This is a genomic window from Couchioplanes caeruleus (genome assembly GCF_003751945.1).
Taxonomy (GTDB): Bacteria; Actinomycetota; Actinomycetes; order Mycobacteriales; family Micromonosporaceae; genus Actinoplanes; species Actinoplanes caeruleus.
In genome coordinates, this window is sequence record NZ_RJKL01000001.1 from 3,924,619 (window position 1) to 3,945,638 (window position 21,020).

17 protein-coding genes are annotated in these 21,020 nt (G+C 71.2%); 5 read left to right on the forward strand and 12 right to left on the reverse strand.

Features of this window, described 5'->3' with window-relative positions:
• Positions 1 to 102: 102 nt before the first annotated feature.
• The 5 genes from EDD30_RS17465 to tmk all read right to left on the reverse strand — a co-directional run bounded on the left by EDD30_RS17465 (position 103) and on the right by tmk (position 4,945).
• Entirely contained in the window at positions 103 to 720 is a 618-nt protein-coding gene (locus EDD30_RS17465) for a hypothetical protein (RefSeq protein WP_071805467.1), read from the reverse strand.
• On the reverse strand, positions 720 to 1,016 hold the full coding sequence (locus EDD30_RS17470; RefSeq protein WP_071805469.1) for a type VII secretion target: 297 nt from the start codon (positions 1,014 to 1,016) through the stop codon (positions 720 to 722). The genes EDD30_RS17465 and EDD30_RS17470 overlap by 1 nt, the downstream gene beginning before the upstream one ends.
• Positions 1,016 to 1,342 (reverse strand): hypothetical protein, encoded by a 327-nt coding sequence (locus EDD30_RS17475; RefSeq protein WP_071805471.1) that lies wholly within the window; start codon positions 1,340 to 1,342, stop codon positions 1,016 to 1,018. Before EDD30_RS17475 ends, EDD30_RS17470 begins: the two co-directional genes overlap by 1 nt.
• Positions 1,343 to 1,445: 103 nt before the next feature.
• Complete coding sequence (locus EDD30_RS17480) at positions 1,446 to 2,639, reverse strand: DNA polymerase III subunit delta' (protein ID WP_071805473.1); 1,194 nt, start codon at positions 2,637 to 2,639, stop codon at positions 1,446 to 1,448.
• Positions 2,636 to 4,945: a dTMP kinase gene (gene tmk, locus EDD30_RS17485; protein ID WP_244945610.1), complete on the reverse strand. Its 2,310-nt coding sequence runs from the start codon at positions 4,943 to 4,945 to the stop codon at positions 2,636 to 2,638. Before tmk ends, EDD30_RS17480 begins: the two co-directional genes overlap by 4 nt.
• Positions 4,946 to 5,186: 241 nt before the next feature.
• Here tmk and EDD30_RS17490 point away from each other — a divergent pair, with 241 nt between their 5' ends.
• On the forward strand, positions 5,187 to 6,392 hold the full coding sequence (locus tag EDD30_RS17490; protein WP_071805477.1) for an amino acid deaminase/aldolase: 1,206 nt from the start codon (positions 5,187 to 5,189) through the stop codon (positions 6,390 to 6,392).
• A gap of 13 nt (positions 6,393 to 6,405) precedes the next feature.
• Here the strand turns inward: EDD30_RS17490 and EDD30_RS17495 are convergent, their stop codons facing one another.
• Positions 6,406 to 7,035 (reverse strand): TetR/AcrR family transcriptional regulator, encoded by a 630-nt coding sequence (locus EDD30_RS17495; RefSeq protein WP_244945292.1) that lies wholly within the window; start codon positions 7,033 to 7,035, stop codon positions 6,406 to 6,408.
• 218 nt (positions 7,036 to 7,253) lie between these two features.
• Between EDD30_RS17495 and EDD30_RS17500 the strand changes: the two genes are divergently transcribed.
• From EDD30_RS17500 to EDD30_RS17515, 4 genes are all read left to right on the forward strand, one after another.
• The gene (locus EDD30_RS17500; RefSeq protein ID WP_071805481.1) at positions 7,254 to 8,567 is read left to right on the forward strand and encodes a D-arabinono-1,4-lactone oxidase; all 1,314 of its coding nucleotides are present in this window, start codon (positions 7,254 to 7,256) and stop codon (positions 8,565 to 8,567) included.
• A gap of 27 nt (positions 8,568 to 8,594) precedes the next feature.
• Complete coding sequence (locus EDD30_RS17505; RefSeq protein ID WP_071805482.1) at positions 8,595 to 9,719, forward strand: sensor histidine kinase; 1,125 nt, start codon at positions 8,595 to 8,597, stop codon at positions 9,717 to 9,719.
• Positions 9,710 to 10,354 (forward strand): response regulator transcription factor, encoded by a 645-nt coding sequence (locus EDD30_RS17510; RefSeq protein WP_071805484.1) that lies wholly within the window; start codon positions 9,710 to 9,712, stop codon positions 10,352 to 10,354. The genes EDD30_RS17505 and EDD30_RS17510 overlap by 10 nt, the downstream gene beginning before the upstream one ends.
• A gap of 139 nt (positions 10,355 to 10,493) precedes the next feature.
• Positions 10,494 to 12,737: an MMPL family transporter gene (locus tag EDD30_RS17515; RefSeq protein ID WP_084556398.1), complete on the forward strand. Its 2,244-nt coding sequence runs from the start codon at positions 10,494 to 10,496 to the stop codon at positions 12,735 to 12,737.
• A 47-nt stretch (positions 12,738 to 12,784) separates the two neighbouring features.
• Here EDD30_RS17515 and topA read toward each other — a convergent pair whose 3' ends face one another.
• The 6 genes from topA to EDD30_RS17545 form a co-directional block, all read right to left on the reverse strand.
• On the reverse strand, positions 12,785 to 15,613 hold the full coding sequence (gene topA, locus EDD30_RS17520; protein ID WP_071805486.1) for a type I DNA topoisomerase: 2,829 nt from the start codon (positions 15,611 to 15,613) through the stop codon (positions 12,785 to 12,787).
• A 199-nt stretch (positions 15,614 to 15,812) separates the two neighbouring features.
• A complete protein-coding gene (locus tag EDD30_RS17525) occupies positions 15,813 to 16,625 on the reverse strand; it encodes a hypothetical protein (RefSeq protein ID WP_244945293.1) in 813 nt (270 codons plus the stop codon).
• On the reverse strand, positions 16,616 to 17,146 hold the full coding sequence (locus EDD30_RS17530; protein ID WP_071809384.1) for a hypothetical protein: 531 nt from the start codon (positions 17,144 to 17,146) through the stop codon (positions 16,616 to 16,618). Before EDD30_RS17530 ends, EDD30_RS17525 begins: the two co-directional genes overlap by 10 nt.
• A 73-nt stretch (positions 17,147 to 17,219) precedes the next feature.
• Entirely contained in the window at positions 17,220 to 19,586 is a 2,367-nt protein-coding gene (locus tag EDD30_RS17535) for a sodium-translocating pyrophosphatase (protein ID WP_071809385.1), read from the reverse strand.
• Between the two features lie 617 nt (positions 19,587 to 20,203).
• Positions 20,204 to 20,644 (reverse strand): ATP-binding protein, encoded by a 441-nt coding sequence (locus EDD30_RS17540; protein ID WP_071809386.1) that lies wholly within the window; start codon positions 20,642 to 20,644, stop codon positions 20,204 to 20,206.
• Positions 20,641 to 21,012 (reverse strand): STAS domain-containing protein, encoded by a 372-nt coding sequence (locus tag EDD30_RS17545; RefSeq protein WP_071809387.1) that lies wholly within the window; start codon positions 21,010 to 21,012, stop codon positions 20,641 to 20,643. Before EDD30_RS17545 ends, EDD30_RS17540 begins: the two co-directional genes overlap by 4 nt.
• Positions 21,013 to 21,020 lie beyond the last annotated feature (8 nt).

Here is a 21,020-nt window from a genome sequence, read left to right on the forward strand (position 1 = left end):
CGTCGTGGGCCGCGGTGAAGGGCTCGTCGACGGGCCGGCGTCAAGCCAACGGGCCTGTGCGACTCAGCGGGCCGGAGTAGAGCTCCCCCACGCCTGCGTGAGTCAGCGGGCCGGCGCGAGGGGCTCGGCCAGGGCCGACGAGGTGTGCAGGAGGTCGGCGGCGCGGTCGTAGGCGTCGGCCACGGTTCGCAGGATGGTTTCCGCCACGTCGGCCGCGGCGGCGATCTGCGCCGGCGAGGGGATGTCCACTGTGTCCGCGGACAGCGTGATCGCCTCGCTGGAGCCGAGGACTTCCGCCAGGGCTACGGCCAGCGCTTCCCGGCTGGTGCGCATCCAGTCGACGAGATCGTCCGCGAGGTCGGCCGAGGCTCGGAGGCGGTCGCCCAAGCTGTCCGCGTCGCCGCTGAGATGGGCGGCCGTGCGCCGGCGGGCCCTCTCGTATGCCTCCGCCGCCGCTCCCGACCATTCCTTCGGCACGGGCAGCGATGCGGCCAGCGCCGCGTAGGTGCGGGCGTCCGCGCGCAGCTCCGGGGCCGCGTCGCCCAGGTCGGCCGGGCGCAGCGCGGCGACCGCCTGCACCGCGTCTCCGGACAGCAGCCGTACGCGCCGGAGCTGCGCCCACACCCCATGCTCGGCAGGTGCGCCGCCGACGTCGAGCAGTGCGTCGACGCGGCGCAGGAGCGGGCCCGCGGTGTCGAAGAGCTGTCCGAGCCGGTCCATCAGATCCCCCGTCGGATGCGGCGGGCCGTCTCGTCGTCGGTCTCGCCGTAGGTCTGCGCCGTGATACGGACGTCGGCCGCGATGTCGAGCAGCCGTTTCGAGGCGTCCGCCGCCTCGCGGGAGCGGGCGCCGAGCACCGCGCGCCAATGGTCGTGCAGTTGACGTCCGAGCCGGCCCGGCACGCCGGCCTCGTCCGCACCGAACGATCCCGGCGAGGCCGCGTAGGCGGACAGCGAGCGGTCCACAGTGGTGAGCCCGTCCGCAGCAGCTTCGAGGTCCTCCGCGAGCTGCTCCATCATCGCTCCCCCAGACCCCGGAAGGCGCCGAAGGTCTCGTCGTGAAGTTTCTCCCGCGCCCAGCGGGCCGCTTCCTTCGCGTTGGTGACCACCGCTTGCACCTCTCGTGCCAGCTCCGCGGCGTTGCGGTGGTGCAGGTCGCCGCGGATCCGCACGTCGGCGATGTCGCCCGCCGCCGTGACCAGGACTTCCACCGTGTCGTCCGGCGAGTGGACCGAGACGACATGCGCCCTGACGGCCTTGTCGAACTCCGCCCGCAGCACGTCGAGGCGGCGGTAGCGCTCGATAGCCTCGTCGATCCACGCTTCGTCGATCTCGCGGGGCATCCGTCGGCTCCTTACGGGGCGTGGCGCCTTGGTGGCGTTACGGCACCGAACGTACCGGTCCGGAGACCACCGCGCATCCCCTGTGGACGCCCGCTGTGGATAACTATCCGCGCCAGAGGCTGAGCATCATCGCTTCCACCGCGATCTTCGGTTTGACGTTCTGCTCGATGGCGTCGCGGCAGGCGAGCACCGCCTCGAGGCGCCGGAGCGTGCTCTCGGGCGTCCACTTTCCGGCCGCCGCCGACGACTGCGCCGCGGTATCCGTGTGGACCACGCTGACCGGCGCCCGCAGGCTGGTGATCAGGACGTCGCGGTAGAAACCGGCCAGGTCCACCAGGGCCCGGTCGAGGGCGTCCCGCTGGGAGCGGGTGAAGCGGGACTTCTGGCGCTTCTCGAGGTCCTTGATCTGTCCCGCCGCCCCACGCATGGCGCCCGCCGCACCGCGGCCAGTGCCTCCGGCGCCGAGCGCTTGTTCGAGGGCCGCGCGCTCGGCGCTGTCGGTCTCCGCGAAGGCCGCCGCCGCTTCGGCCTCCGCCGCCTCGATCAGCGCCGACGCCGCGTCGAAGCAGGCGCCGACGCCGGTCAGTCGGCGCGGCACGGTGAGGACCGCCTCCCGGCGACTGCGGGCGTCGGGGTCCTTGGCGAGCCGCTTGGCCCGTCCGACATGGCCCTGGGCGGCCGCCGCGACCCAGGCCGCGACGTCGGGGGCGATGCCGTCCCGGCGTACCAGGACGTCCGCGACGGCCTCGGCCGGCGGCTGCCGCAACGGTACGACGCGACAGCGCGACCGGATCGTCACCGAGATGTCGTCCGGGTGGGTCGACGGGGTGCAGAGCAGGAACACCGTCCGGGGCGGCGGCTCCTCGACAGCCTTGAGCAACGCGTTGCCGGCCGCCTCGGTGAGCCGGTCGGCGTCCTCGATCACGACCGCCTGCCAGCGCCCGCCGGACGGGGCGCTGCCGGCGCGCAGCACCAGGGCCCGCATCTCGTTGACGCCGATCGACAGGCCCTCGGGCACGACGAACCGGATGTCGGCGTGGGTGCCGCCGAGGGCGGTGTGACAGCCGTGGCACTCGCCGCACCCGGTGCCACCGCGTTCGCACTGCAGGGCGGCCGCAAAGGCGCGGGCGGCGACGGAGCGGCCGGAGCCGGGCGGACCGGTGAAGATCCAGGCGTGAGTCATGGCGCCGTTGGCCCCGGCGGTGTCGCCGGCGACGATGCGGGCGGCGGCCGCGGCGGCCCGGCTCAGCGTCTCGACGGCCTCGTCCTGCCCGACCAACTCGGCGAACACACTCATGGCGTCGATTCTCGCTCGCCGCCCGGCGGTCGCCCACCCGGCTCGTCCTCGGCCCGCGGCACCACCTGCGTCGCATCGGAGGACGGCACGACCTGGGTGGCGTCCGGCGCCGCGACCACCTGCGTCGCGTCCGGCGACGCCACGACCTGCGTCACATCCGGCGAGGAAGTGGGCGTGCCGGCGGGCAGGATCACGGCGGTCTCGTCAGGGCCGCCCACGGACCGCACGACCACCGTCTCCTCCGGGCGAGGGTTCACGCCCGCACGCACGACCATGGTCGCTTCGGGATCGGCGCCCGTCCGCACCACCATCGTCGGATCCGGGTCCGACGGCACCCCGTCCGCGACGCCCATCAGGGCCTTGAACCGCGCGGCCACCACACCGGCGATCTCGTCGGCCGGCCGCGCCGCGTCCAGCACCAGGTAGCGCTTCGGATCCGCCGAGGCGAGGTCGAGGAAGGCGTACCGGACCCGCTCGTGGAAGGAACGCGACTCGCTCTCCAGGCGGTCGGTGCCCTGGCCGCGGCTGTCCACCCGGCTCAGCCCCACGCCCGGGTCGACGTCGAGCAGCACGACCAGGTCGGGTTTGAGACCGCCGGTCGCCCACGACGACAACCACGAGATCTCCTGGACCGGAAGCGTACGACCGGCGCCCTGATAGGCCAGCGACGAGTCGACGTACCGGTCGCTGATCACCACGGCGCCCCGCTCCAGCGCCGGGCGGACGACGGTGGCGACGTGGTGCGCCCGGTCGGCGGCGTAGAGCAGGGCCTCCGCGCGTGGAGAGGGGGTGTCGGCCTCCTCGCCGTGCGAGAGCACCAGGCTGCGGATGCGCGCACCCACGTCGGTCGCGCCCGGCTCGCGGGTGACGACGACGTCGTGCCCGGCCGCGAGCAGCTCCTCGGACAGGCGGGTGACCTGGGTGGATTTGCCGGCGCCTTCGCCGCCCTCGAAGACCACGAAGATTCCTTTACGGGTGAACTGCTCGGCCGGCGACAGCGGACGCCCCCGGATCGCGCCGAGCAGGTCGGCGAGCACCGGTACGCCGCGCTTGTCGTCCATCTGCCGGAAGGCGGCGACGCCGGTCCACACCCCGACGACGCCGGCGACGAGCAGCAGCACGCGGGTCGACGAGATGTCGACGGCGATGTCTCCGAGCCGGACCGTACGGGAGCTGCCGACGCCGACCAGCACGCCGGCGAGGGAGATGGCGAGCAGCAGGACGAGCCGCGCGCCGATCTGGACCACGGCGAACACCCGCCCGCGGACCTCGTCGTCGACCTGGCCGCCGAGCAGCGTGACGCCGGCGAGGAACGCCATGCCCGCCCCGGCGCCGACGAACAGCGCACCGAACAGGGCCATGGACAGGTGGAAGGCGACCGAGAGGAAGGCGACCGCGCCGCTGGCGAGGACCAGGCTGATGCCGAACCAGCGCCGCCGGGACAGCTCCCGGACGATGGCCGGGCCCAGGCCGATCCCGATCGCGAGGCCGATGAACAGGGTCGCGAAGAGAAGGTAGAAGGCCGCGTCACCGGCGCCGAGCGAGGCGGTGAAGAAGCGGGCCGTGCCGACGACGATGCCGGCGCCGGCGAACGCGCCGAAGATGCCGAGCACCAGGCCGCGCACGAACGGGGTCCGGCCGATGTACCTCCAGCCCTCGACGAACTGCCGGAACATGCTCTGCTCGGCGTTCTTCTGCTGCCGCTCCCTGCGGCCGGCGCTGATCTCCTTGATGCCGAAGAACACCACCGCGGCGGTGGCGGCCCGGGAGAGCGCGTTGATGTAGAGGGCGATCTGCACCGGCGACGCCCAGGGGGGCAGGCCGCCGATGGGACGGACCACGCCGTCGAGGGCGGCGAGGACCAGTGCGGCCAGGATCGGGGTGATGCCGTACGTGGTGATCAGCGTGAGCTGGTTGGAGGCCTCGAGCCGGCCCTTGGGGATGAGGTTCGGTACCGCGGCTTCCTTGGCGGGGATCCACATCAGGGTGATCGTCTCGCCGATGAAGGTCGCGATCACCGCCCAGGTCACCGTGAGGCCGCCGGAGTCGCTGACGAGGGCCACGACCGGGATCGACCCGTACACGAGAAAGCGCAGAATGTCGCAGATGACCATGGTGTAGCGCCGGTCGAACCGGTCGGCCATCACCCCGGCGATCGGGCCCAGGATCAGCGCGGGAACCAGGCGGATGGCGATCGTGCTGCTGAACGCGCTGCCCTGCGCGACGCTGCCGGTGACCTGTTGCGCCGCGAAGAGGGCGGTGGCGAGGATGCCGATCCAGTCACCGAAGGAGGCGACGCTGAGCACGAGCCAGAGCCGCCGGAAGGGGCGGATCCGCAGCACGGAGCGCAGCGCCGCGATCCCGGAGAGGTCCACGGGGCCGGCGTCCTTGCGTGCCGTGCTGGCTTCGGTGTCGATGGCCTTACCTCCAGGTAGTCACTGCCCGAAGCACTCTAACGGGCGGACGCCGGTCACCGTGCCGCGCTCGTAGGGGTGGCGGATAGATGAAGGTATTTCGCATTGTCCGCCGAGCGGATAGGTTGCTCGCGTGATCGCCGAACGCAGCGCTCGACAAAAACGCCTCGACCGGGCCACGGCCCACCTCGAGACGCCGGTGGCCGCGGTCGACCTGGCCGCCTTCGACGCCAACGCCGCGGCGCTGAGCGTGCGCTCGGCCGGCAAGCCGATCCGGGTGGCGAGCAAGTCCGTCCGGGTCCGGGCACTGCTCGAGCGGGTGCTGCAGCGGCCGGGCTGGTCCGGGGTCATGGCCTACACGCTGGCCGAGGCGATCTGGCTGGTCCGGTCCGGAGTCAGCGACGACGTGCTGGTGGCGTACCCGACGGTGGATCGGACCGCCCTCGCCGAGCTGACCGCCGACGCGCGGCTCGCCGAGGCCATCACGATCATGGTCGACAGCCCCGGCCACCTCGATCTCGTCGACACGGTCACCGCACCGGGCCGCCGTCCTCCGGTACGTCTCTGCCTGGAACTGGACGCGTCCTGGCGGCCCGCCGGCCCGTTGCACGTGGGCGTACGCCGCTCGCCCGTCCATTCCGCGGCGCAGGCCGGCGCGCTGGCACGCCGGCTGGTCGCGCGGCCGGGCTTCACGCTGGTCGCGATGATGGCGTACGAGGCACACATCGCCGGCCTCGGCGACGCCCCGCCCGGCCAGGCGCTGCGCGCACGGGCGATCCGCCTCATCCAGCGCCGGGCCCTGCCGGAGCTGCTCAAGCGCAGGATGGCCGCGGTCCGGGCGGTCCGCGAACACGCCGACCTGGAGTTCGTCAACGGCGGCGGCACCGGGAGCATGGCCGCCACCGCCGCCGACCCGTCGATCACCGAGATCGCGGCCGGCTCCGGGCTGTTCGGGCCGACGCTCTTCGACGCCTACCGGGCCTGGCGGCCGGTCCCGGCGGCCTTCTACGCGCTGTCGGTGGTCCGGCGGCCGGCGCCGCGGATCGCCACGGTGCTCGGCGGCGGCTGGATCGCCTCGGGCCCGGTGGGGCCGTCCCGGCAGCCGACGCCGTGGCTGCCGGAGGGGCTGCGTTTCCGCTCCGACGAGGGCGCCGGCGAGGTGCAGACGCCGCTGATCGGCGCGGTGGCCGACCAGCTCCGGCCGGGCGACCGGGTGTGGTTCCGTCACGCCAAGGCCGGCGAACTGTGCGAACACGTCAACGAGGTGCACCTCGTCGACGGCGACACCGCGACGCCGACCCCGACGTACCGGGGCGAGGGGTATGCGTTCCTCGGCTAACCGGTGCGGTCGGTCACGCCGGGACGTGGCGGTGCAGGTACTCGCGGATCAGCGCCTTGGCCTCGGTCAGCACGGCATCGTCGCCGGCCGGGTCGCGCCGGAAGGCGAGCTTGATCAGCGCGTCCGCCGCCTCGACCGCGATCAGCAGCGCGAAGCGCAGCCGCTCGAGGTCCATGAGCTGGAACTGGTCCACCAGCAGCTCGGCGATGCGGTCGCCGATGACCGTGTTGTTGTCCCGCTCGGCGTCGAGCAGGTGCAGGTCCACCACGTCACCGAAGTGCAGCGTCCGGAAACCCGGCACGCTGCGGTGCATGTGGATGTAGGCGTCTATCGCCGCGTCCACGCCGTCCCACCAATGGGCGAACGTCTCGTTGCCGAAGCGCGCCGACAGACTCTGCAAGTAGGCGTCCATATTGCGCATGGCAAGGGCTTGGACGATGGCCCGCTTGTCCGGGAAGAACTGGTACACCGAGCCGATGGCCACCTCGGCCCGCTCGGCCAACAGGGTGGTGGTCAGGCCCTCGTACCCGACCTCGTCCACCAGCTCCGCGCAGGCGTCGAGCATGCGCTGGACCCGGGCAACGCTTCTGCCCTGCACCGGAACCCGCCGCAGCGGTCCGGTGGTGACGGTTGGTGTCGACACGCGTCGCCACTCCCTCTCAGCAGTGATAATGAGGATTCTTCGCGACGGTCAGAAGGCCGTCGCTGGCCTGCGCGAAGCGGAGGTCAAGAGTGGTCGCGAACAACCCTCAATCGGAACGTTACTCGGATCAACGAGCGAGGCGCATCGACGGGACGCGGGGGACGCGCGGCATCCCCGGTTTTGTGCGACTGTCCGCTCGTCGGGAGGACAGAACCGTAATGACCAGTGACAAAGTGCTTCCCGTTGCCTCCCGTCGCTGGCGGAATTGGGGCGGCAATCAGGAGTCCGTCGCCGTCGACGTCCTCACTCCCGGCACCGCCGACGAGGTAGCGGCCCTGGTCAAAGAGGCCGCAGCCGCCGGGCGCCGGGTCAAGGCGGTCGGCAGCGGCCATTCCTTCACCGACATCGCGGTCGCCGACGACCAGCGGATGGTGTTGCACCGGCTGAACGAGCTGGTCTCCATCGACGGGGACCTGGTCACGGTTCAGGCCGGTATGCCCCTCTTCCGGCTGAACGCATTGCTGGCCGAGCACGGCCTGGCGATGCCCAATCTGGGTGACATCGACCACCAGACGGTCGCCGGTGCCATCTCCACCGGTACCCACGGCAGCGGCCGGGCACACTCCACCCTGGCCTCCGGGGTGGAGGCGGTGACCCTGGTGACCGGCTCGGGGTCGATCCTGCACATCGACTCGTCGTCCGAGCTCTTCCCGGCCGCGCGGCTCGGCATCGGCGCCCTGGGCGTACTCGTCGAGGTGACGCTGCGCTGCGTGCCGGCCTTCGTCCTGCTCGCCGACGAGCGACCGCTCCCACTGGCGGAGGTGCTCTCCGGGCTGGACGAGCAGATCGCCACCAACGACCACCTCGAGTTCTACTGGTATCCGTACACGGACCGGGCGCAGCTCAAGCGCAACAACAAGGTGCCGGTGTCGGACCGGCCGCTGTCCGGCTTCCGGAACTGGCTGGACGAGCAGTTCCTGTCCAACACCCTGTTCCAGGGCGTCTGCAAGGTCGGTCAGAAGTTCCCGGCTGCCGTCGCGCCGATGAACGCGCTCGCGGCCCGGGCCCTGACGGCCCGGACCTTCACGGACCGGTCCGACCGCGTGTTCTGCACCTCGCGCCGCGTCCACTTCGTCGAGATGGAGTACGAACTCCCGCGCGAATGCGTGACCGAGGCGCTGGCCGCTCTGCCGCGGATCGTCGAGGGGCTGCCGTTCAAGATCCAGTTCCCGGTCGAGGTGCGCTTCACCGGACCCGACGACATCTGGCTCTCCCACGGGTACGGGCGCGACTCCGCGTACATCGCGATCCACCAGTATTCGGGCAGTCCGTACGAGCCGTACTTCCGGGCCTTCGAGGCGGTGTGCGAGTCGCTGGGCGGGCGCCCGCACTGGGGCAAGATGCACTATCGCAGCGCGGAGTCGTTGCGCCGGGCGTACCCGAAGTTCGACGACTTCCTGGCCGTGCGCGACCAGCTCGATCCCGGCAGGGTCTTCACCAACGCCTACCTCGAACGTGTACTGGGCAGCTAGCCGCCCACCGACACCGTGAGACTGCCGGTGGCATCCTTCACCAACCGGGCTCTGGGATATCTGGCCGGCATCCTGACCGCGCTGCTGGAGGCCGGTTACCTCGTGGCCGGGGGCATCGTGCTCGGACCGGCGATGCTCTGGCCGCGCACCCGCCCGGCGGCCGTCCGACGGTTCCTCGCCGGCGTGCGGTGGCTGACCGGCCTCGAGCTGCGCCGCCGGTCCCGGTTCTTCGGCGACGTCTTCCCTGCCGACCGCGACGAACGGAAGACCCTGCCCTATCTGGCCGCCCGTCTGACCACCGGGCTGCTCTCCGGGGTGGTGGTCGGGCTGCTCGGCTTCGGCGTGGTGCTGGTCGTGCTGCTCACCCGAGGTGTGATCCGCGGCTCGGTCGGCATCTGGGAGCTCCTCGCGCAGGTGCTTCTCGGCGGCGTGCTGCTCTTCCTGGACGTGCAGGGCATCATCGCGCTGGCCGCCCTCGACGGCAGGCTGGCCCGCCGCTACTTCGGGCCCTCGGAGCGCGAGCTGCTCAAGCGGCGGATCGCCGAGCTCTCCACGAGCCGGGCCGGCATCGTGCGCGCCGTCGACCGGGAACGTCAGCGCATCGAACGCGACCTCCACGACGGCGTCCAGCAGCGGCTGGTCGCCCTGGCCATGCTGCTGGGCCGGGCCCGCCGGCACCGCGACCCGGTGGAGGCCGGCCGCCTGCTGGAACAGGCGCACCGCGCGTCGGAGGAGGTACTGGTCGAGCTGCGCGAGGTGGCCTGGCGGGCGTACCCGTCGGCGCTGGACAACCTCGGCCTGCCGGAGGCGCTGGCGGGGGTTGCCGAACGGGCCGGCATTCCGGTGCGGATCGACCTCGACCTGCCCGCCCGGCTGCCCCGACCGGTGGAAACCGCCACCTACTTCGTGGTCTCCGAGGCGGTGACCAACGCGGTGAAGCACTCCGGCGCCACCGCGATCGCCGTGGTGATAGGGCACGGCCGGGGCCGTGTCCATGCCAGGATCACCGACGACGGTGGCGGCGGCGCGGATCCGGCGGGCAGCGGGCTGTCCGGGCTGGGTCTGCGCGTCGCCGCCCTGGACGGCGAGCTGTTCGTCAGCAGCCCACCGGGCGGACCGACCGAGATCACTGTGGAGATTCCTTGCGAATAGTCCTGGCCGAAGATTCGATCCTGCTGCGCGAGGGGCTGATCCGGCTGCTCACCGAGGAGGGGCACGAGGTGCTCGCCGCGGTCGGTGACGGCGACGAGCTGGTCCGCGAGGTGCGAGAACGCCGGCCGGATCTCATCGTGGTGGACATCCGCATGCCGCCGACGCACACCGACGAGGGCCTGCGTGCGGCACTCGAGATCCGCCGCCGGTGGCCGACGGTCGGTGTTCTCGTGCTGTCGCAACACGTGGAGAAGAACTACGCCACCCAGCTCCTGGCCTCCGATACCGCCGGAGTCGGCTACCTGCTCAAGGACCGGGTGTCACGGGTCGAGGAGTTCCTCGATTCGCTCGAGCGGGTGCACCACGGCGGGACCGCCATCGACCCCGAGGTCGTCCGCCAGTTGCTGGCCCGTACCACGCGCGTGGACCCGTTGAGCAGGCTCACCACCCGCGAACGCGAGGTGCTGGAACAGATGGCGCAGGGCCACACCAACGCGGCCATCGCGCTGAAGCTGCACATTTCGCAGAGCGCGGTGGAGAAGAACGCCAACATGATCTTCGAGAAGTTGGCGCTGACCCGGACGACCGGCTACAGCCGGCGGGTCCTGGCCGTCCTGCGGTACCTGGGCTCCTGACCCGGACGACTGTGGTTTTCCGCAGGATCCGACTGCGGTCTCCCACCCGGTTTTCGGGGGTTCACTTCATAGGCGCCGACGCCGTGGCTCCCTAGCGTCATCGAGGTCCCGAAACATCCGTGGGCTCGAGAGGAACAACGTGAGGAAGAACCCGGCAACGGTGCGGATCGCGCGCTGGAGCGCGACCCATCCGTGGTCTGCGATCGGCCTGTGGACGGCCTTCGTCGTCGTGTGTTACCTGCTGGGCGGCGCGGTCGGCACCAACCGGATCAGCGACGCCGAGTCAGGCGTGCGCGAGTCCGGTACGGCGACCCGGCTGGAGGCGTCCGGCGACTTCGCGGAGGCACCCGAGGAGAGCGTCCTGATCACCGCCGAGCACGGCGGCAAGCTCGACGCCACCGCGGCCGAGGCGGTGTCCGACGACGTCATCGCGCGGATGCGGGCCCTGCCCGAGGTCGCCGAGGTCGGCAAGGCGATCCCCGCCCCGGACGGCGAAGCGGTCCTGGTCCCGGTCACGATGGCGGGTGACACCGAGACGGCGGACGCGCACGTGCAACCTCTGCTCGACCAGAGCGCGGCCGTTCAGCGGGCGCACCCCGGCTTCCGGGTCGAACAGGTCGGCACCGGCTCGACCGCGAAGGGCCTGACCGAGACCCTCGGCGAGGACTTCGCACGGGCCGAGTTCCTCAGCCTGCCGATGACCCTGCTCATCCTGCTCGTCGTCTTCGGTGCGGTGATCGCGGCGGGCATCCCGGTGGTGCTGGCGCTCTCCTCGGTGGGCGCCGCCATCGGCCTCTCCGCGCTGGTCTCCCACTTCGTGCCGGCGACCAGCACGGTCACCAACGTCATCCTGCTGATGGGCATGGCGGTGGGCGTCGACTATTCGCTGTTCTTCGTCAAGCGCGAACGGGAGGAACGGGCCAGGGGCAGGGACCGGCTCGACGCGATCGAGATCGCCGCACTGACCTCCGGTCACACCGTCCTCATGTCCGGCATCACGGTGATCGTGGCCATGGCCGGTCTCTACCTGGCCCGCGAGACGACCTTCACCTCGCTGGCCACCGGCTCGATCGTGGTGGTCGCGGTCGCGATGCTGGCGTCGCTGACCGTCCTGCCGGCGCTGCTGGCGAAGCTCGGCCGCTGGGTGGATCGGCCCAAGGTGCCGTTCCTGTGGCGCCTCACGATGCGTTCCGGACCATCCCGGGTGTGGCCGAAGCTACTGCGTCCGGCCCTGTCCCACCCCGTGCTCACCTTGATCGTGTCGGTCGGCGCGCTGCTGGCGCTGGCGGCGCCGGCGCTGGACATGAGGCTCAAGCAGTCCAGCACCGAGGACCTGTCCCGGGACATCGCGGTGGTCCGGGCCATGGACCGGTTGACGGCGCACTTCCCCAGCGAGGGCACCACGCACCAGGTAGTCGTGCGGGCGCCGGCCGCGCACTCGGAGGCGGTCACCACGGCGCTGCAGGGGCTGATCGACAAGGCCGAGGCCGATCCGCTGTTCGCCAAGGACCGCGAGCCGACGGTACGGGAGTCCGCCGACCGGACCGTGCACACCGTCACCGTCGGCACGCCGCATTCCGCCAAGTCGGACGGCGCGCATGCCTCGCTGGCCGCCCTGCGGAGCTGGCTACCGGAGGCGGTCAGCGGCATCTCCGGCGTCGAGTACGCGGTCGGAGGCAAGGTGGCCCAGGGCGACGACTTCACCCACCACCTGCAGGAACGGCTCCCCTGGGTGGTCGGCTTCGTGCTGCTGCTGACCATGGGGATGATGGCGGTGATGTTCCGCTCGATCGCCATCGCGCTGTCCGCGGTCCTGCTCAACCTGCTCTCCGCAGCGGCGGCGTTCGGCGTGCTGGTAGCGGTCTTCCAACACACGTGGGCCGAGGGCGTGCTGGACTTCAGCTCGTCCGGCGCTCTGATCAACTGGCTGCCGCTGTTCCTGTTCGTGATCCTGTTCGGGCTGTCGATGGACTATCACGTCTTCGTGGTCAGCCGGATCCGCGAGGCGGCTCAGCAGGGCCGGCCCCTGCGCGCGGCGGTCGAGGAGGGCATCACCCGCTCGGCCGGCGTGGTCACCAGTGCGGCCGTCGTGATGGTCGGGGTCTTCTCGATCTTCGGCACGCTGAGCCTGATCGAGTTCAAGCAGCTCGGCGTCGGGCTGGCCACCGCCATCCTGATCGACGCGCTGGTGATCCGCACGTACGTGCTGCCGGCGCTGATGGCCGTGCTCGGCGACCGGAACTGGTGGCCGGGCCGGATCACGGTCGGCCGGCCGGCCGAGCGAACCCCGGCGGCCGTCGGGTCGGGCACCCGGTGGGCGCCTCCGCAGCACGGCTACACCCGGGCCACCAGCGCGCAGCTTCAGCCGGCCGACGACGCATAGGTCCTGTCGGCCAGGGCCCGCCGGAGCGGGTCCTGGCCCGGCACTTCCTACTCGGTGGCGGCGGTCGCCTTCGCGGGCGCGGCCTTCCGCGCGGTCGCCTTCTTCGCCGGCGCCGCCTTCTTTGCAGGAGTCGCCTTCTTGGCCGCGGTCGCCTTCTTCGCCGCCGCCTTCTTGGCCGTGGCCTTCTTCGCGGGCTCGGCGCCGTCGGCGGCCTTCTTCGCCGGGGCCTTCTTCGCCGCGGCCTTCTTCTTCGGGGCCGGGCCCTTGGCGCGCTTCTCCGCGAGCATTTCGGACGCCTGCTCGACGGTCAGCTCCTCCGGCGTCTGGTCCCGCCGCAGCGACGCGTTGTACTCGCCGTCGGTCACGTACGGGCCGAACCGCCCGTCCTTGATCACCATCGGCTTCTGGGTGACCGGGTCCGGACCCATCTCGCGCAGTGGCGGCTTGGCGGCACCGCGCTGGCGGGTCTTCGGGGCGGCCAGCAGCGCCAGCGCCTCGTCCAGCGTGATGGTGAAGAGCTCGCCCTCGCTCTGCAGCGACCGCGAGTCGGTGCCGCGCTGCACGTACGGGCCGAACTTGCCGTTCTTGGCGACGATCTCGGCGCCCTCGGGGTCCTTGCCCACGACGCGGGGCAGGCTCAGCAGTTGCAGCGCCTGTTCGAGGGTGAGGGTCTCCGGCGACTGGGTGCGGAACAGCGACGAGCGCCGCTCACCACTTTCCACGTACGGGCCGAAGCGGCCGGACTTGAGCAGCACCGGCCCGCCGGTCGCCGGGTCGTCGCCGAGGCTGCGCTCGCCGCCGCCGCCCAGGAAGAGCTCGGTGACCTTCTCCGGGGTCAGCTCGTCGGGCGCGACGCCGTCCGGGATGGACGCGCGGTCGTTCGGCGACTCCTCGGTGGCCCCCGGGTGCTGCCGCTGCAGGTACGGCCCGTACCGGCCGACCCGCACCACGATCATGCGACCCTCCTCGTCCGCGAAGAGCGGGATCGAGTTGATCGACCGGGCGTCGATGGTGCTGAGGTTCTCGGTGACCAGCTTGCGCAGACCCCCGGCGTTGGCGATGGCGTCGTCCGCGCCGGCTTTCTGGCTGCCGAAGTAGAAGGAGGTGAGGAAGTCCAGCGAGGCGTTCTCGCCCCCGGCGATGCCGTCGAGGTCGTTCTCCATCGCCGCGGTGAAGTTGTAGTCGACCAGGCGCGGGTAGTGCTGCTCCATCAGGCCGATCACCGCGAACGCGATGAAGGTCGGGATCAGCGCCTGGCCGCGCTTCTCCACGTACCCGCGGTCCTGGATCGTCTGCATGATCGACGAGTACGTCGACGGGCGGCCGATGCCGAGCTCCTCCAGGGCCTTGACGAGCGAGGCCTCGGTGTAGCGCGCCGGCGGGCTGGTGTGGTGACCGACCGCGGCCAGTTCCTCGGCGGTCAGCGGCTGATCCTTGACCAGGTTGGGCAGGCGGCGCTCGGCATCCTCGGCCTCGGCGTTCTCGTCGTCGGACGACTCGACGTAGGCGCGCAGGAAGCCGGGGTCGGTGATGGTCTTGCCGGTCGCGGCGAAGTCCGCCTCCTCCTGAGCGGTCGAGACCGCCCGGATGCGCACGGAGATCGAGTTTCCGACGGCGTCGGTCATCTGAGACGCGACCGTACGCCGCCAGATCAGCTCGTAGAGCCGGAACTCGTCGCCGGACAGCTCGTTGGCCAGCTCGCCCGGGGCGCGGAAGACGTCTCCGGCGGGGCGGATGGCCTCATGAGCCTCCTGCGCGTTCTTGACCTTGCCGGTGTAGCGGCGCGGCTCCGGCGGAACGCTGCGCTCGCCGTAGAGCTCGGCGATCTGCCGGCGGGCGGCCGCGATGGCCGTCTCCGACAGGTTCACCGAGTCGGTACGCATATACGTGATGTAACCGTTCTCGTACAGCCGCTGCGCGGTCCGCATCGTCTGGGCCGACGACATCCGCAGCTTGCGCGCGGCCTCCTGCTGCAGCGTCGAGGTGATGAACGGCGCGTACGGCCGGCGCCGGTACGGCTTCTCCTCGACCCGGGTGACGGTGAACGGCCGGTCCTCCAGGCGGGCGGCCAGCCCGCGGGCGCCGTCGCCGTCCAGATGCACGACCGCGGCCCCGGCCTTGAGCCGGCCGGTGGTCGGCTCGAAGTCCTTGCCGGTCGCGACGCGGTCGCCGTTGAGCGCGATCAGCGTCGCGGAGAACGAGCGCGTCCCCTCGGCCTTCTCCTGGATGGCGAGCTGGGCGTTGATGTCCCAGTACTCCGCCGTGCGGAACGCCATCCGCTGGCGCTCGCGCTCGACCACGATCCGGGTGGCCACGGACTGGACCCGGCCCGCCGAGAGCTTCGGCATGACCTTCTTCCAGAGCACGGGGCTGACCTCGTAGCCGTACAGACGGTCGAGGATGCGCCGGGCCTCCTGCGCGTCGACCAGGTCCTTGTCGATCTCGCGGGGGTTGGCGACCGCCGCCTGGATCGCCGGCCGGGTGATCTCGTGGAAGACCATCCGGCGGACCGGGACCTTGGGCTTGATCGTCTCGACGAGATGCCAGGCGATGGCCTCGCCCTCGCGGTCCTCATCGGTGGCGAGGAAGATCTCGTCGACCTCTTTGGCGAGCTGCTTCAGCTTGGCGATCTGCTGCTTGCGGTCGGAGGAGACCACGTAGAGCGGGCTGAAGCCGTTGTCCACGTCGACGCCGAGCCGCGCCCAGGGCTCACCCTTGTACTTCTCGGGGACCTCGTCGGCGTTCTTCGGCAGGTCGCGGACATGACCGAAGGAGGCCTCGACGAAATAGTCGGGCCCCAGGTAGCCGGCGATCGTCTTGGCCTTCGACGGGGACTCGACGATGACCAGACGGGTCGTCCTGGCGTTGCTCGGCACGGCACTCCCAAACTTCGGACTCACTCGGCGCGGCCCGTCGCGGACGGCGGACACGCGGACGTTCAACGTAACGCGCCGGACCAGCTCGCATTCCCCGGGCACACAGAAGTCGGATGGTAACGGTCCGGCCACCGCACGCGTCCGACGGCGACACCGTACACCGGGAACATGCCGTCATGTCGCACACAATCGGGGAAGATCATGCAGCGGCGCCGCCCGGCCACAGCCGTTCGGGTGCCGCGGCGGGCCGTTCGCCGATCAGCTCCGCGAGCCGGGCAAGACGCCTGCGACCTGCGATCACGTACGCCGGACCGGCCTGGATCGTGCCGCCGAGACCGATCCGCGTCAATGCATCGTGCACCGCAGTGTCAAGAGACCCGTCCGGATCCAGACCGAGGGCGTAACCCTGCGGACGCGGCGCCCCGGCGGCGGCCACCCACAGCCGCAGCCTCGGCCCGTTGAGGAAGATTCTCGTGGTCGGCGGCGGCCAGCTCCGCGCCAGACCGTTCAAGCGGCTGCTGTACGCGGTCGCCACGTCGAAGGCGACCGTCCGGGCCTTCTCCTCCCCGGCCATCTCCTCGGCGCTCCCGTCGGCCTCCTCTGCCACCGGCTCCTCCGAGGGCCGCTCAGGCACCGGGTGCCACTCGGCGCTCGCGTCGGCCTCCTCGACCACCGGCTCCTCCGGAAGCCGCTCCGGCACCGGGTGCCAGTTGACCACCAAACCGCGGCTGACCAGCTCCCCCACCAGGACGTGCACCCGCCAGGCGGCGTCGACCCGGACCGACACGCGCGCCGTACCTCCCATGCGGCCCAGCCGGCCCGGACCCGCCAGCAGGCCCGCCAGGTCGGCGAGCGACGGGTCGACGGCCTCGACCCCGAAGACCGAGAGCTGCCGCCCCGCGGGCGTGGCCGCGGCCGCGCGACGCGGCCGCGGGCGGGCGGGCTGGACCGGCGCGGGCAGCACCTCGCGCGGAATCAGCGGCCACCCGGGCTCCGCCATGGTCAGCGGCATTCCGGAACGGCGTCGAACGCCTTCTGCAGCTCGATCGACGACAGCTTGCTGGTGTCCAGCTCGCTCGCCTTGTACTCGGTGTTGAGCGCCTCCACGACCGTGCCGACCCGATCGTAGAAATCCTTCGACGGGCTGGTCGCGAGCGCCTCGATGCCGGTCTTGGCCCGGCCGTACGCGTCGCGCATCGCGCTCAGGGAGGCCGTGAAGCTCTCCGCGACCCGCTTGCCCTCGTCGACGTCCGGCACGCCGGCCTCCTTCACCCCCGCCCGGGCCCTCTCGCTCGCCGACTCGGCGCCGCCGAAGAGCCGCATGAGATTCTCCTTGGCCTGCGCGGGCGTGGTCGCGGCGGTCATCTGCTGCTGGGTACGGGTGGCGAGAGTGCCTATCTCCGTCCGCCACGGGGCCAGCACCTTGCAGACGGATGCGGCCCAGGCGCGGGGGGCCGGGCCGCTCGAACAAGCACCCAGCGTCACCATGAGCGAACAGACGATGAGTAAGGGGATGGTGCGGGCCGTGCGCATGGATTGCAGCGTACGGCCAAGGCACGGCGGAGGGCACCCGGCGAGTGCCGGGTGCCCTCATGACCACTTCGGATCAGGCGCTGACGCGCGTGGGGGTGGACTCGGGAGTCGGGGCCTCCTCGCCCATGGAGATCGGCTTGCGCTTGCTCCAGATCACCGCGGCGACGATCATCAGTGCCGCGACGACCGCGATGGTGACCCGCAGCGGGGTGTTCTCCTCGGTGCCGACGCTCCAGGCCACGACCGCCGGGGCGATCAGCAGCGACACCAGGTTCATGACCTTGAGCAGCGGGTTGATGGCCGGGCCGGCGGTGTCCTTGAACGGGTCGCCGACGGTGTCGCCGATGACCGTCGCGGCGTGGGCGTCGGAGCCCTTGCCGCCGTACGCGCCGTCCTCGACCAGCTTCTTGGCGTTGTCCCAGGCACCACCGGAGTTGGCCAGGAAGACCGCCATGAGCGTGCCCGCGCCGATCGCACCGGCGAGGTACGCGGCCAGCGCACCCGCGCCCAGGCCGAATCCGACCGCGATCGGCGCCATGATCGCCAGCAGGCCCGGGGTGAGCAGCTCACGCTGGGCGTCCCGGGTGCAGATGTCGACCACTCGGCCGTACTCGGGCCGCTGGGTGCGGTCCATGATGCCGGGGAAGTCGCGGAACTGGCGGCGTACCTCCATCACGACCGCGCCCGCCGAGCGGGACACCGCGTTGATGGCGAGGCCGGAGAAGAGGAACACCACCGCGGCGCCGATCAGCAGGCCGACCAGGTTGCGCGGGTTGGAGATGTTCAGCAGGCCGAGGATCTCCGAGCCGATCCGGTCGGCGGACACCCCGGCGTCGGCCAGCGACGTCGACAGCGTGTTCGTGTACGACCCGAACAGGGCCGTGGCGGCGAGGACGGCGGTCGCGATCGCGATGCCCTTGGTGATCGCCTTCGTGGTGTTGCCGACCGCGTCCAGCTCGGTCAGGATCTGCGCGCCCCGCTCGTCGACGTCACCGGACATCTCGGCGATGCCCTGCGCGTTGTCCGAGATCGGCCCGAAGGTGTCCATCGCGACGATGACACCCACCGTGGTGAGCAGGCCGGTGCCGGCGAGCGCGACCGCGAAGAGCGACAGGGTGATGGACGAGCCGCCGAGCAGGAACGCCCCGAACACACCGGCGCCGATGAGCAGCGCCGAGTAGACGGCCGACTCGAGGCCGACGCTGATGCCGGCCAGCACGACCGTGGCCGCACCCGTCTGCGAGGACTTGCCGATGTCCTGCACCGGGCGCCGCTGGACCTCGGTGAAGTAGCCCGTCAGCGCCTGAATGGCGGCGGCCAGCACGATGCCGATCACGACCGCGCCGATCGCCACCCACTGCGGGTTGCGACCGCTGGCGAGAACCCCGGCGTCCAGCGACGCGTCCTGGAACCCGGCGAAGGTGTTCGGCAGGTACATGAAGCTGACGATCGCCACGATGATCGCCGACAGCACGGCGGAGATGTAGAACGCCCGGTTGATGGCGGTCAGGCCGTTGCGGTCCGAGGCGCGCAGCCGGGTGATGAAGACGCCGACGACGGCGATGACGACACCGATCGTGGAGACGATCAACGGGAAGATCAGGCCGTCCTGGCCGAACGCCGCCGAGCCCAGGATCAGGGCCGCGACCAGGGTGACCGCGTACGACTCGAAGAGGTCCGCGGCCATGCCGGCGCAGTCGCCGACGTTGTCGCCCACGTTGTCCGCGATCGTCGCGGCGTTGCGCGGGTCGTCCTCGGGGATGCCCTGCTCGACCTTGCCGACCAGGTCGGCGCCGACGTCGGCGGCCTTGGTGAAGATGCCGCCGCCGACCCGCATGAACATGGCGAGCAGCGCGGCACCGAAGCCGAAGCCCTCGAGGACGGTCGGGGCGTCGCCGCGGTAGATCCACACGACCAGCGCGGCGCCGAACAGGCCCAGGCCCACGGTGAGGAAGCCGACCACGCCGCCGGTGCGGAAGGCGATGCCCATCGCCTTCTCCCGGCCGCCGGACTCGCCCGCCGCCGCGGCGACCCGCAGGTTCGCCCGGGTCGCCAGCGCCATGCCGGCGCCACCGATGAACGAGCTGAAGACGGCGCCCACGATGAAGAACAGCGACCGGCCGATCTTCACAGTGGTCTCGTTGTCACCGGAGCCGTGCACGGGAAGAAGGAACAGCAGCACGACGGCGATGACGACGAAGATCGCCAGTGTCTTGAACTGCCGGAAGAGATAGGCCGACGCGCCTTCCTGCACGGCGCCGGCGATCTCCTGCATGTTGGTGGTGCCGCGCCCGGCTTTGAGCACCGACTGCACGAACATGGCGGCGAACGCCAGCGCGACCAGCGCGAAGACCACTGCGACGATAACGAACGTGACATTGTCACCGCTGAGGGATACCCCGCCGCTTTCTGCGGCGAGGCTCATAGAGGTCCCGGACATCAATGTCCTCCTGTACGACCGACCGCACCCGGTAGCGGACGAGACTGCCGGGCGCATCCCCGCAACGGGGAGACGACAGAGCCGGTCCCGCGGGACGCGGAACCGGGGAGCAGTAGCTGATTACCGGCGTACTGTAGCGGCCAGACGTGGCAATGGTCACACCTGCATGCGGCCGTGTCGCGGTGATGTTTACCGCTGTGTTAGCGGTTGGCATCGACGCTGACGAACCTCTAGGCTCGCCGCGACAGATTTGCGGTTTCCGGCCGCCCTCGTCCGTCATGTCCATTTTGTGCTGTCGCGGGACGACGGTGCGCGCGACAGGCCGAAGTTTGCCCGAGATGGCCGGAACTTTTCGGGTTTGGCCCTCGGTCGCGTGCGCCGACACCACCGTCGGCGTTGACGTTCGCGCAGCGCCACCTGCGCCGTCTCCGGCATCGCGATGATGTCGGGCTACAGCGTCGCGTGAGATCTTCGGGGCGCTAGCGGTAGTGGCCGGAGCGGGATGTGGCCGTGCCGGCTCTGGCGTGGTGCGCCGGGTTGCGGCTCCCGGTCGCCACCGACCGCCGCGTCGACGTCCCGCTTGATCGCCTATGCGGGTGAGTCGCCGGGACAGCTTGTCAGCGGCGGGAAACGGGCCAGACCATGCGGACCTCGGTGCCCGCGCCGTCGTCGACCGGGCGGACCTGGAGATCGTCGACGAAGCCGGCCAGCAGGGCGAAGCCCACGCCGGTCGTCAGCGCCTCGTCGGTCAGCGACTCGTCGGCAAGCTCGTCCGGCGGCAACTTGGCCAGGCCGACGCTCGCCTCGATCGGCGCGCGGTCGATCACCCGTACCGTGTAGGAGTCCGAGTCGGACATTTCCACCATGACGAGGTCGGGCAGGTCGTACTGGTTGTGCAGGGCCACCGCCCTGGTGCACGCCTCGCCGATGGCCAGGCGCACCTCGTCGAGCAGATCCTCGGCGACCCCCGCGCGCCGAGCCACCGCCACGCCGACCAGCCGCGCCGTGCGCACGTGCACCGGCGCCGGGGAGAACGACAGCCGTACCGTCGCCATCACGCTGCCGGGGGGTTGTCGTCGCGATCGCCCGACGACGTCGAGGTCGCCGCCTCGACCGAGGGATGGATCGGGAACACTTGGTCGAGCGCGGTGATCCGGAAGATCTTGAGCAGCGGCTCCTTGGCACAGACCAGGCCGAAGGTGCCGTGCGCGGCCCGCAACCGCTTCAGGGCGCCGACCAGCACACCGAGGCCGGTGGAATCCAGGAAGTCGACGCGGCCCAGATCCACGACCACGTGCCGGGAGCCGCCGTCGACCAGTTCGACCAGGCGTTCCCGCAGCCGCGGGGCGGTGTACACGTCGACCTCACCGCCGACGTCGAGCACCGTGTGCTCGCCGACGGTCCGGGTCGTCAGCGAAAGCTCCATCGGTCCTC

What these genes read in the sequence shown, in the direction of transcription:
- EDD30_RS17475 (WP_071805471.1), bottom strand. Translation starts at nt 1,342, where the DNA reads ATGCCCCGCGAGATCGACGAAGCGTGGATCGACGAGGCTATCGAGCGC.
- EDD30_RS17465 (WP_071805467.1), bottom strand. Translation starts at nt 720, where the DNA reads ATGGACCGGCTCGGACAGCTCTTCGACACCGCGGGCCCGCTCCTGCGC.
- EDD30_RS17470 (WP_071805469.1), bottom strand. Translation starts at nt 1,016, where the DNA reads ATGGAGCAGCTCGCGGAGGACCTCGAAGCTGCTGCGGACGGGCTCACC.
- EDD30_RS17530 (WP_071809384.1), bottom strand. Translation starts at nt 17,146, where the DNA reads ATGCGCACGGCCCGCACCATCCCCTTACTCATCGTCTGTTCGCTCATG.
- EDD30_RS17480 (WP_071805473.1), bottom strand. Translation starts at nt 2,639, where the DNA reads ATGAGTGTGTTCGCCGAGTTGGTCGGGCAGGACGAGGCCGTCGAGACG.
- EDD30_RS17535 (WP_071809385.1), bottom strand. Translation starts at nt 19,586, where the DNA reads ATGTCCGGGACCTCTATGAGCCTCGCCGCAGAAAGCGGCGGGGTATCC.
- EDD30_RS17500 (WP_071805481.1), top strand. Translation starts at nt 7,254, where the DNA reads ATGACCAGTGACAAAGTGCTTCCCGTTGCCTCCCGTCGCTGGCGGAAT.
- EDD30_RS17525 (WP_244945293.1), bottom strand. Translation starts at nt 16,625, where the DNA reads ATGCCGCTGACCATGGCGGAGCCCGGGTGGCCGCTGATTCCGCGCGAG.
- EDD30_RS17545 (WP_071809387.1), bottom strand. Translation starts at nt 21,012, where the DNA reads ATGGAGCTTTCGCTGACGACCCGGACCGTCGGCGAGCACACGGTGCTC.